This window comes from Clostridium nitrophenolicum (assembly GCF_055391695.1).
Genome location: NZ_AP042469.1, coordinates 5118889 through 5131158, shown reverse-complemented (window position 1 = coordinate 5131158; position 12270 = coordinate 5118889). Strand labels below are relative to the sequence as shown.

Annotated in this window: 13 protein-coding genes; all 13 read left to right on the top strand. The window is 32.6% G+C overall.

The genetic code is table 11. The features are described 5' to 3' along the window. Positions 1-378: 378 nt before the first annotated feature. The 13 genes from ilvA to carA all read left to right on the top strand — a co-directional run bounded on the left by ilvA (position 379) and on the right by carA (position 12265). Positions 379-1593, top strand: coding sequence for a threonine ammonia-lyase (gene ilvA / locus ACZ5N4_RS24285; RefSeq protein WP_464205122.1), 1215 nt, complete (start codon positions 379-381; stop codon positions 1591-1593). Between the two features lie 222 nt (positions 1594-1815). Continuing rightward, positions 1816-3075, top strand: a complete 1260-nt coding sequence (locus tag ACZ5N4_RS24280; protein WP_464205120.1) for a double-cubane-cluster-containing anaerobic reductase — start codon at positions 1816-1818, stop codon at positions 3073-3075. Positions 3076-3281: 206 nt separating this feature from the next. Further along, positions 3282-3533, top strand: coding sequence for a putative Se/S carrier protein (locus ACZ5N4_RS24275; protein WP_464205118.1), 252 nt, complete (start codon positions 3282-3284; stop codon positions 3531-3533). Positions 3534-3593: 60 nt separating this feature from the next. Then, entirely contained in the window at positions 3594-3836 is a 243-nt protein-coding gene (locus ACZ5N4_RS24270) for a putative Se/S carrier protein (RefSeq protein WP_178909366.1), read from the top strand. A gap of 32 nt (positions 3837-3868) precedes the next feature. Further along, entirely contained in the window at positions 3869-4627 is a 759-nt protein-coding gene (locus tag ACZ5N4_RS24265; protein WP_464205116.1) for an acyl-CoA dehydratase activase, read from the top strand. A gap of 255 nt (positions 4628-4882) precedes the next feature. Next, the gene (gene pyrB, locus ACZ5N4_RS24260; RefSeq protein ID WP_464205114.1) at positions 4883-5803 is read left to right on the top strand and encodes an aspartate carbamoyltransferase; all 921 of its coding nucleotides are present in this window, start codon (positions 4883-4885) and stop codon (positions 5801-5803) included. A gap of 19 nt (positions 5804-5822) precedes the next feature. Next, positions 5823-6254 carry an aspartate carbamoyltransferase regulatory subunit gene (locus ACZ5N4_RS24255; RefSeq protein ID WP_464205113.1) on the top strand — a complete coding sequence of 144 codons (432 nt, stop codon included), beginning with the start codon at positions 5823-5825 and terminating at the stop codon, positions 6252-6254. A 50-nt stretch (positions 6255-6304) separates the two neighbouring features. After that, complete coding sequence (locus ACZ5N4_RS24250) at positions 6305-7489, top strand: dihydroorotase (RefSeq protein ID WP_464205111.1); 1185 nt, start codon at positions 6305-6307, stop codon at positions 7487-7489. A gap of 38 nt (positions 7490-7527) precedes the next feature. Beyond that, positions 7528-8406: an orotidine-5'-phosphate decarboxylase gene (pyrF, locus tag ACZ5N4_RS24245; protein ID WP_464205110.1), complete on the top strand. Its 879-nt coding sequence runs from the start codon at positions 7528-7530 to the stop codon at positions 8404-8406. Continuing rightward, positions 8406-9149 (top strand): dihydroorotate dehydrogenase electron transfer subunit, encoded by a 744-nt coding sequence (locus tag ACZ5N4_RS24240; protein ID WP_464205108.1) that lies wholly within the window; start codon positions 8406-8408, stop codon positions 9147-9149. The genes pyrF and ACZ5N4_RS24240 overlap by 1 nt, the downstream gene beginning before the upstream one ends. A gap of 19 nt (positions 9150-9168) precedes the next feature. Continuing rightward, entirely contained in the window at positions 9169-10068 is a 900-nt protein-coding gene (locus ACZ5N4_RS24235; RefSeq protein WP_464205106.1) for a dihydroorotate dehydrogenase, read from the top strand. A 23-nt stretch (positions 10069-10091) separates the two neighbouring features. Next, positions 10092-10673 carry an orotate phosphoribosyltransferase gene (pyrE, locus tag ACZ5N4_RS24230; RefSeq protein ID WP_464205104.1) on the top strand — a complete coding sequence of 194 codons (582 nt, stop codon included), beginning with the start codon at positions 10092-10094 and terminating at the stop codon, positions 10671-10673. Between the two features lie 530 nt (positions 10674-11203). Beyond that, complete coding sequence (gene carA / locus ACZ5N4_RS24225) at positions 11204-12265, top strand: glutamine-hydrolyzing carbamoyl-phosphate synthase small subunit (RefSeq protein WP_464205103.1); 1062 nt, start codon at positions 11204-11206, stop codon at positions 12263-12265. Positions 12266-12270 lie beyond the last annotated feature (5 nt).

The window sequence follows — 12270 nt, the reverse complement described above, 5'->3', positions numbered from 1 at the left end:
TCATATAAATTTTCTTGAAAAAAAGCTGAAATTATGTAAATTTTGATTGTGCAAACGATACAAATATGATAAAATGTAATCGAAAGTTAAAAAAAACTAAATATAACTACATAAAAAATTGATTATATTTTACATGATTTTCAAGTAAAGATTAATTTTTACATAATTAATTTCTTATTCGCGTACAGTGTACATCCGTAAACGTTTCTAAAAAAGACAAAATGTAAAAAAAATCAATTTGTGAAAAATGTAGATTAATGAATTATTAACAAAACAATTTTGCAATAAAAAATTCACAATTTTTAAAAGCTGCAATTACTTATCTAGTTTTTCTAGATGAATATATAAAAATTATACCATTATTAGGGGGAATAAATTATGGAATTAAATTTAGAAAGAATTAAAAAAGCTCAGGAAACTATTAAGGACGTTGTAAGAAAAACTCCATTATTTTACACAAGTACTTTTTCAAAACAATGTGGTTGTAATTTATATTTAAAGTGTGAAAATAAACAAAAAACAGGTGCTTTTAAATTAAGAGGAGCTTACAATAAAGTAGCTAATCTAACAGAAGAGGAAAAGAGCAGAGGAGTTATAGCTTCATCAGCAGGAAACCATGCACAAGGAGTTGCTTATGCTGCTACAGCTTTTGGAGTTAAGGCTACAATAGCAATGCCAGTAACTGCACCACAAGCAAAAGTTCAAGCAACTAAAGGCTACGGAGCAGAGGTAATTCAAGCAGGTCAAGTATATGATGAATGTTATGCAAAAGCTGTAGAAGTGCAAAAAGAAACAGGAGCAACATTCCTACACCCATTTAATGATATAGATGTAATGGCTGGACAAGGAACAATAGGAGTTGAAATATTAGAAGAACTACCAAATACTGATGTAATAGTAGTTCCAATTGGTGGAGGTGGATTAATAGCTGGTATTGCAACAGCAGCTAAAGCTATAAAGCCTTCAATAAGAGTAATAGGAGTACAGCCTGAAATAGTAGCATCAACAAAAGCTTCATTAGAAAAGGGAAAAGTTGTTACATTACCAGGAGCTAAATCTTTAGCAGACGGTATATCAGTTAGCACACCTGGAGATGTATGCTTTGAATATATTAAAAAATATGTTGATGAAGTAGTAACTGTTAGTGAAGATGATATAGCTTATGGTATGTTCTCACTTATGGAAAGAAATAAACTAGTTGCTGAAGGTGCTGGAGCATCTGCAATTGGATCATTATTAGCAGGAAAAGTATCAGGAATAGAAGGAAAGAACGTTGTAGCATTAATCAGTGGTGGTAACGTAGATATAGCTACTGTTTCTAAGATAATAGAAAGAGAATTAGTTCTACTAAACAGAAGATTAAGATTTACTGTAGAACTTCAAGATAAAGCAGGAACATTAGGTGCATTAATATCTGAAATAGGAAAAATGGGAGGAAACGTTGTTACAGCAAGACAAAATAACAACTGGAATGAGAAAGGACTTGATTTTGCTGACGTATCCTTCGAAGTAACAGTACAATCAGCTGAACATGGCGAGCAAATAATAAAAGATCTAAAAGAGAACGGATATAGCATAGAGCTTCATAAATAATTAGTATTAAGAATAGAACTTCCTTTATTGATTATATATGTCATAAAAAAGTTTCCCGTAAAACAGGTTATTCCATGTAAAATGGAGTAATCTGTTTTTTATTACAGAATCTTATTTGTAAAATTTATAAATAGCTGTCGAATTATAACATATTAAAATAACGTTTACAATATCTGTTGTGCTACAATGTTACTGTAAAATAAACGATGGAGGGATACAATTATGGGAGATTATAGAAAGCTATGGACAGAGCTAGGAATGGATTTAGAAAAGCATGATAAACTATGTGCTGTTCTACCAGAATTATATGGTGCAACTTATTTAAATCAAGAAAATAGACCAGAAGGCATGAATTATTTTAATTTTGTTATTGCCGAGGTGCATGGACTTAGAATACAAGAAATTGATGAACATAGAAAAAAAGGTGGAAAAGTTGTAGGTACATTTTGTGTATTTGTTCCAGATGAAGTAATATTAGCAGCAAAAGCTGTAGGTATTGGACTTTGCGCTGGGTCACAGTTCTGGGTAGAAGATGGAGAAAAGGTGCTTCCAAGAAATATGTGTCCTCTTATAAAGGCATTTATGGGAGCAAAGATTGGTGGAACATGCCCATACTTCCAGTCTTGTGACATGGTAATCGGAGAAACAACTTGTGATGGTAAGAAAAAGGCATGGGAAATATTAAATGAACATGTGCCAGTACATGTAATGGATCTACCTCAAATGAAGAGAGCTAAAGATTACAGCAAATGGGAAGAGGAAATAAAAGATACTATTTTTAAAATAGAAGAACTTACTGGGAATAAGGTTACTGTAGAAAGCCTTAGAGAAGGAATAAAAATTGCAAATGCTAAAAGAAAAGCATTAAAAAGATTATATGATTTAAGGAAGCATAAGCCATCCCCAATAAGTGGCTTAGATGCTTTATTAATATCACAAATAGCATTTTATGATGATCCACATAGATTTGTTGAAAAATTAAACGAACTTTGTGATGAATTAGATGAAAGAGTTAAGAGCTTAAAAGACAATGAAAAGAAAAGATTAATGATAACAGGAACTCCAATGGCAGTACCTAACTGGAAACTTCATTCAATAATTGAAAGCTTAAATGCAGAAGTAATTGTTGAAGAAACTTGTACAGGAACAAGATACTTTGAAAATGAAGTATCTGAAGAAGGAGAAACATTGGATGATCTAATTAAAAATCTAGCAGATAGATATTTAAAGATAAACTGTGCATGTTTTACACCAAATACAGGAAGAATTGATGAAATAACCAGATACTCAAAAGAATATAATATAGATGGAGTGATTGATTTCAACTTATCATTCTGTCATACCTATGCTGTAGAACATGGATCAGTTGAAAAAGCATTAAAGGAAAAGAATATACCAATTATGCATATTGAAACAGATTATTCTACAGAAGATTCAGGACAGATAAAAACAAGGGTTGAAGCATTCTTAGAAATGATTTAAGCAGAGAACCAAAATCTTAAGCAGATATCCCAAATCTATGATTTGGAGATAGTCGCTTACACAGAGTGCTGATTTTGTGTGAATCGGTTAAGCAGACATACAAAATCTTTGATTTTGATATGGTCGCTTACTCAGTGAGTACTCCTCTGACGATAGGAAGAGGAGTTTCATATAGAAGTTAATTATCGTATGAATTAGGTGATAGTATGGGAAATATAAGACATTATATACTTTTCCCTTCACATACTGAAGGTGTTAAGTTGGAGTCCGCATTAAAGAAAGATAATATAAAACATACAATAGTACCTACACCTAGAGAGCTGTCAGCATCTTGTGGTATAGCTATTATGTATAATAAAAAAGATGAAGAGAAAATAAGAGAATTAATAGATTGTAATAATGTTAAAATATTAGGTTTTCATTACATAAATAAAAAAATAACCAATCCTTATTTATAGGTACAATAATTTGTATGTTATGCATATATTATTAGCAAAGCTTGAAATTTAGGTGATGAAATGGGAAAGAAGAAAGTTAAATGTTATATACTTTTCCCTTCTCTAACAGAAGGCATCAAAACGGAAACTTTGCTAAAAAAAGAAAAAATAAAGTATACTATAGTACCAACGCCAAGCAAAACTTCTGTGTCTTGTGGAATTTCTATAATGTATAGTAGAAAAGATGAAGAGAAGATAAAGCGTTTAATAGAATATAACAGCATAAATGTTTTAGGATTTTATACGGAAGATAAAAAGAGATAATAGTTTTTTATAACTGTAAAGGTGGATAGCTTATGTTTTATATAGGAGTAGATATAGGATCAACTGCTTCAAAAGTTTGTATTTTAGAGGATGAGATTATAAAATCAACTTTTGTTCTGCCAACAGGATGGAGTAGTGTAGAAACCGCTGAAAATATAAAGAAAAGATTAAGTGAATTGGGAATAAATAAAAATAATTCCCAAATAGTTGCTACAGGATATGGCAGAGTATCCGTTCCTTACGCGGATAAGACAGTTACTGAGATAACTTGTCATGGCAAAGGGGCTTATTACCTATTTGGTAAAGACTGTACAGTTATTGATATAGGTGGACAGGATACAAAAGTTATTACTGTACAAAATGGAAATGTAACTAATTTTACAATGAATGATAAATGTGCAGCAGGTACAGGGCGATTTTTAGAGCTTATGGCAAACACCCTAGGCTTTGATATTGTTGAAATGTGCAAAAGAGCTCAAGAAGGTAAGGAAACCACTATAAGTTCTATGTGTACTGTATTTGCAGAGTCTGAGGTAATAAGTTTAATTGGAAGCGGAAAGAAAAGAGAAGATATAGCTTGTGGTGTAGTTGATTCAATTACAGGAAAAGTGAAATCCTTATGCCAAAAGCACTCAGATAGTTTTAATTATTTTCTTACTGGAGGTTTAAGTGCGAATCCATACATAGTTGAGAAACTTTCAGAAAAGTTAGGTTCAACTATTAAGACGGATAAGCTAGGAAGATATGCAGGATCTATCGGAGCAGCATTGATGGCTAAGGGAATTAAGTAATATATTGACTTAAAATAATATTTGTGTTATGATGTTCTAAGTAAAAGTAAATAACACAACATGTGTTACCTTTAAGTCCGGTCCTGTGAGGCTGGGAAGGCAAACAAGTATTAGTATATATTAAATAAGTATTAGTATAGTAAAACCTACTATATAATAATAGTTATTATTGTATGTAAATGCCTTCCATTAGGAAGGCATTTTTTTATACCTTTAAATTTAGCACAGAGAGGCTAAGAAGGAGGAAAGTGTAGTATGTTAAGAGCAAGACATTTAATTGACACTTCAGATCTTACACTAAAAGAATTAGAAGAAATTTTCGATTTAGCACATCAAATTATGACAAATCCTAAAGAGTTTTCACACCTGTGTGAGGACAAGATACTAGCCACATTATTTTATGAGCCAAGTACAAGAACTAGGTTTAGTTTTGAAGCAGCCATGCTTAGGCTTGGAGGAAAAATCATAGGCTTTTCAGAGCCAAATTCTAGCTCAGTTTCAAAGGGAGAAAGTATAGCAGATACCACTCGAACAGTTGGATGCTATGCTGATATTATAGTTATGAGACACCCTAAAGAAGGAGCTCCAAAAGTGGCGTCTATGTATTCAGATGTACCGATAATAAATGCAGGTGATGGTGGGCATCAACACCCAACACAAACTCTTACAGATCTTCTTACTATTAAATCTATAAAAGGTGAACTATCGAATTTGAAGATAGGATGTTGTGGAGATTTAAAGTTCGGAAGGACTGTACACTCATTAATAAAAACTCTATCAAGGTTTGACAATAACAAATTTTATCTAATATCGCCAGATGAATTGAGAATTCCTGATTATGTAAAAGGGGAATTGAGTAAGAATGATATAGAATATACAGAGGTTGAAAAGTTAGATGATGTTATAGGTGACCTTGATATACTGTACATGACGAGAGTACAGAGAGAAAGGTTTTTTAATGAAGAGGATTATATAAGACTTAAAGACAGTTATATATTAGATATAGAAAAAATGAAAAATGCATCAGAAAAAATGATTATTCTTCATCCACTTCCTAGAGTTAACGAGATATCCATTGAGGTAGACGATGATCCAAGAGCGTGTTACTTTAAACAAGCTCGATATGGTATGTACGTAAGGATGGCTCTAATTGCAAAGTTATTGGGAGCAAAATAGCTCTAGAAGGAGGAGAGAGATGTTAACTGTAAATAGTATAAAAAATGGTATAGTAATTGATCATATAAAGGCTGGATGCGGTATAAAAATATTTAATTATTTAGGGTTAAATAGTGCAGATTACTCAGTTGCACTCATTATGAACGCGGAAAGCAAACAACTAGGTAAAAAAGATATTATAAAAATAGAGAATAATTTAGATATGGATTTAACAGTGTTAGGATTCATAGATCCTAACATTACTATAAATATCATAGACGGTGAAACTATAAAGAGAAAAATTAATTTAAGACTTCCAGATAGAATTGAAAATGTGATAAAGTGCAAAAACCCAAGATGTATAACGTCAGTAGAAAATAGTATATCAAATGTTTTCTATCTTGTTAATGAGGATAGAGGAGAATATAAATGCAAATACTGTGACGATATACATAAGGTTTCAGATATGTAGCTGGTAAATACAAGCGTAAAAAATACACTGAAACGAGGGGGCACTATTTTATGGAATTATTAATTAAAGGAGCAATGATAGTAGATTGGTCACAGAACTTTACAGGTGACATTTATATAAAAAATGGAGTGATCTGTGAAATTGGAGAAGACTTAAATAAAAATTGTAAGGTTATAGATGCTAGAGGACTAACTGTTCTTCCTTCATTTATAGATCTGCATGTACATTTTAGAGATCCAGGGCTAACTTATAAGGAAGATCTAGAGAGTGGAAGCCGAGCAGCAGCTAAAGGTGGATATACAATGGTTAACCTTATGGCAAACACAAATCCAGTTTGCAGTAGTATGGATACAGTAGATTATGTATTAAATAAGGCAAATGAATTAGGAATTATAGATGTTCATCAAGTAGTTTCTATTACGAATAACTTTGATGGAAAGGATATAAGCCATTTAGATAAATTAAAACCCTGTGTAAAAATAATATCAGAAGATGGGAAAGATGTTATAGATAGCAAGGTTATGCTCAAAGCTATGCTAAAGGCTAATGAAATGAAAAGAATAGTTATGTGTCACTGTGAAGAACATTCACTTACAAATATTGATACAAGATTAGCTGAAGATACTATGACTTGGAGAAATATAACACTAGCGCAGTTTACGGGGTGTAGTGTCCATATGGCTCATGTAAGTACAAAAAATTCTATGGAATATATTATAGAAGCAAAGAAAAAAGGATATAACATCACCTGTGAAGTAGCGCCACATCATGTAGCGCTAATAGACAATGGCTATAAAGTAAATCCACCTATAAGAGGGAAGGAAGATGTAGATTTCCTGATAAAAGCAATAAAGGATGGATGGGTGGATACCATAAGTACAGACCATGCGCCACATAGCGTTGAAGATAAGAAAAATGGTGCACCAGGAATATCAGGTATAGAAACAGCTTTTGCAGTATGTTATACAAAATTAGTGAAAGAAGGACACATAACCTTAAATAAACTTTCTGAAATAATGTCACGAAACCCCGCTAATATTATAGGTGTAAAAAAAGGTCAAATAAAGATAGGCTACGATGGAGACTTAGTTATAGCTAATTTAGATACAGAATACAGTATCTCTCCTGAGACTTTTATATCAAAAGGTAAAAACACACCATTTGGCGGAATTAATGTTTGCGGGGACATAATCAAAACAATAAAAGGTGGAAAAATAACTTTTAGTAAAAATTGAAATACATCATTAAATTGAGGATGGGAGTTGTACTAATTATGATTATTGATAGCTTGTATGAAGCCGTTAAGAAGAAGGGTCATGTATGTGTTGGATTAGATACGGCTCTGGAATATATACCGAAATCAGTTGCAGGGAAACATATATTTGTTGAAGATATAGTATTTGAATACAACAAGGCATTAATAGATGCAACATTAGATGTAGCATCTTGTTATAAAGTACAAATAGCATATTATGAAGCACTAGGAATTTCAGGGCTTAATGCCTATAAGAAAACTCTTAGGTATATTAGAGATAACAAAGCTATAGCAATTGCAGATATAAAAAGAGGAGATATTGCTAAAACAGCAGAGATGTATGCTAAAGCACATTTTGAAGGAGATTTTGAAAGTGATTTTGTAACTTTGAGTCCTTACATGGGATTAGATAGTATAGAGCCATACCTAACTTATGTAAAAAATAGCGAAAAAGGGCTATTCGTTCTAATAAGAACATCAAATAAAGGTGCAGAGGATATACAATATATTAATGCAGAAGGCAATAAAAAGGTCTATGACATAGTAGGAAGCAAAATACAGCAATTAGGCAATAACTACATGGGAAGTTGTGGATATAGTTCAATAGGTGGAGTAGTTGGATGTACTCACGTGGAAGAAGGAATTGAACTTAGAAATAAACTAGATAAAATGTTTTTCCTTATACCAGGTTATGGTGCTCAAGGAGGAACAGCACAAGATGTTGCATTATATTTAAATAATGGAAACGGTGGAGTAGTTAATTCTTCAAGAGGGATTCTCTTAGCATATAAAAAGCATGCAAATGGAGAATTGAAATACGATATGTATGCAAGAGAAGAGGTTATACGCATGAAAGAAGATATAAGTAATGCAGTTAAGGGGATGGGGAATAACTAATGAAGAAAAAGAATATGGAATACCTAACAAAGGTAATTTTTGAAAATATACAAGTGAGCAGTGGTATATTTAAGCTAGTTATTAAAGGAAGTTTTAGTGGAAAGCCTGGTCAATTTTATATGATTAGAGGATGGCAAAAAGAACCACTTCTATCTAGACCAATAAGTATACATCACATAGATAATGAGAGAATAGTGTTTTTGTATCAGGTAATTGGACAAGGTACGGAAGCTTTAAGTGAATTAGGAGCAGGCGATAAGGTAGAGCTAGTTGGACCTTTGGGAAATGGATTTGACTTAGATAACATAAAGGGAAAAGTTGCAATAGTTACAGGTGGAATAGGAATAGCGCCGATGTTTTATGTGGCAAAAGGACTAAGTGATTGTAAAACTGATCTTTATTGTGGATTTAGAAGCGATATCTATGGAATAGATGATTTTAAGAAATATGTTAATGATATAAACATAGCTACTGAGAGTGGCGAATTAGGACACAAGGGATATGTAACCGAAATTTTTCAACCAGACTTGTATGATGTAATTCTATGTTGTGGACCAGAGCTAATGATGGAGAGAGTAGTATTGATGTGCAGAGAGAAAAATGTACCTGTATATGTATCGATGGAAAAACATATGGCCTGTGGAATAGGAGCATGTCTTGTTTGCACATGTAAAACTAAACATGGCAATAAAAGGACTTGTAAAGATGGACCAGTATTCTTAGGAGATGACATAGTAATTTAGGTTGGAAGGTGAGAATAACATGTTAAATGTTGATATATGCGGAATAAAATTTAAAAATCCAGTAATTGCAGCATCCGGTACCTTTGGCTTTGGTGAAGAGTATAAAGAAATTTTTGATGTATCAAAACTCGGAGGCATATCTACTAAAGGGCTTACGTTAAAACCTAAAGAAGGAAATGACGGCATAAGAGTATATGAAACAAGAGCTGGACTATTAAATAGTGTTGGGCTTCAGAACCCTGGAGTGGATAACTTTATGAAATATGAGTTACCTAAAATGAAAAATTTAAATACTGCTATAATTGCTAACTTAGGTGGGGGCAGTATTGAAGATTATTTACTAGGGGTAGAAAAATTGAATTCTACAGATGTGGAAATGATTGAACTTAATATATCATGCCCTAATGTGAAGCATGGTGGAATGGCTTTTGGAATAAAGTCAGAGGTAGCATATGAGGTGGTAAAGGAAGTAAGAAAAGCTTGTAAAAAGCCCCTTATGGTAAAGCTTTCACCTAATGCTGAGGACATTGTGGATATGGCGTATAAATGCTGCAATGCTGGAGCAGATGCGCTATCCCTTGTAAATACTTTTAAAGGCATGGCTATAGATATAAGGCAAAAGAAACCAGTATTTAATAATGTAACCGCTGGATTATCAGGTCCTGCTATAAAACCAATAGCACTTAGAATGGTATATGAAGTATGCAAGGCTGTAAATGTACCGGTAGTTGGAATGGGTGGTATATGTTCATGGAAAGATGCAGTAGAGTTTATAATGGCAGGAGCTCATGCAGTTCAAGTTGGAACAGCAAACTTTATAAAACCAGACATATGCTTAGAAATAATAGATGGAATTGATGAATACATGAAAAATGAAGGAATAAATAATTTAGAAGAGATAAGAGGAGTATGTAAGTAGTGTTAAAAGTTGGAGGTAAGAGAATGGAAAATAGAGATAATATGATTATAGATACACTAAGAGAAGTAGGAGCATTGTTAGAAGGTCATTTTTTACTATCATCAGGAAAACACAGTGATAGATATTGCCAGTGTGCTAAGCTTTTACAGTATCCTGATAAGGCAGCAAAAGTATTAAAGGTAGTAGCAGATAAATTGAAAAATGTTGATTTTGATATAATAGTTGGACCAGCTATGGGGGGAGTAGTAGTTTCCTATGAGTTGGCAAGACAAACAGGAAAACCAGGAATATTTGCGGAAAGAGAAGACGGCGAAATGACCATAAGAAGAGGCTTCAAGATAAATGAAGGTGATAAAGTTATAATATCTGAAGATGTTATAACTACAGGTAAATCTTCCTTAGAGGTAGCTAGAGTAATAGAGAGCTTAGGAGGAAAGGTAGTAGGGATTAGTTGTATAGTAGACAGACATGGTGATAATGCAGTGATACCATATCCTGTATACAGCGCAATAAAATTAGATATAAATGTATATGACAAAGAAAGCTGTCCAATGTGTAAGCAAGGCAAGCTTTATGTAAAACCAGGAAGCAGAAACATAAAATAAGCTAAGTATTTTCCTTAATATATATTTTCGCCCTGAGACACAAGGCTTGGGGCACCTTTTTAAAAAATAAATAAGCTAAGTATTTTCCTTAATATATATTTTTTGCCCTGAGACGCAAGGCTTAGGGCACCCTTTTAAAAATAAATAAAGCTAAGTATTTTCCATTAATATATATTTATTTTGACCTCAGGTAATATACCTTGGGGGCTCATTTAGCCTTCTATTTAAGATAGAAGGCTATTTTTTTATGCATTTAATTAGGTCTATGAGATATGTTGACAATATAAAATAATTATGATATTCTTTGTATAAATATTAAAAATAATGCATAAAAATTAGCGAATGTGTTTTTTTATAAAAGGGATTGTAGTAGGATTTAAGCGAAAATAACCTTCGGTTAAGTGTATAATTAATGCATAAAATCTGGCTTTTATAAAATTGCACTCATTTATGATATGAAATGTTAGTTAACTGGTCAAAGAATAACAATATATATGATTATTTTAAAATTATTATAGAGGTGGATAATTATGAATGGATTTTTATATCTCGAAGATGGCACTGTATACAAGGGAAAAGGATTTGGAAAAGTTGGAACAGCAGCAGGAGAATTAGTTTTTAACACATCGATAACTGGATATCAGGAGATATTGACAGATCCATCGTATGCAGGACAAATAATAACCATGACCTATCCTTTAATAGGAAATTATGGAGTGAATAGTCTGGAAGGTGAATCGAAGAAAATACATGCTAAAGGATTTATCGTAAAATCAATATCTGATGCACCATCAAATTATTTAAGTGAGGACACTGTAGATTATATGTTGAAAAAGATGGATGTAGTTGGTGTGTACGGGTTGGATACAAGAAGCATAACAAAAAAAGTGAGAAGTTTAGGAGCTATGAAATGTCTTATATCTAATGAAGAGTTAAGCAAAGGTCAAGTAGAGGAGCTTTTATGTAATACAAGTTTAAACGAAAATTATATGGAAGAAGTAAGTACGAAAAAGCCGATTCACATAGAGGGAAATGGTAATAAAGTTGCAGTTATTGATTTTGGTGTAAAATCTAATATCATAGAAAATCTAAAGCATAGAAATTGTGATATAACTATCCTACCTTATAACATATCTTGCGAAGAAATAGATAAGCTTAATCCAGATGGGATTCTTTTGAGTAATGGTCCCGGAGATCCAAAGACTGTTACTAAGGCTATAGATACAGTTAAAAAAACAATTTATAAATATCCTACCTTCGGAATATGTCTGGGACATCAAATACTTGCGTTGGCTCTAGATGGAGATACTTATAAGATGAAATATGGTCATAGAGGAGGAAACCACGGAGTATACGATATAGAAAGAGATAGAGCATATATAACTTCTCAAAATCATGGATATTCAGTAGATGGAGATAGTATAAAAGACAAAGTTATAATAACTCATACAAATCTAAATGATAACACCATAGAAGGAATGAGACATAAAGAACTGCCAGTATTTTCAGTGCAGTTTCATCCAGAAGGAGCACCAGGACCTCAAGATTCAGCATATTTATTTGATAAGTTTATAAGCTCAATGAGAGGGTAAGGCAT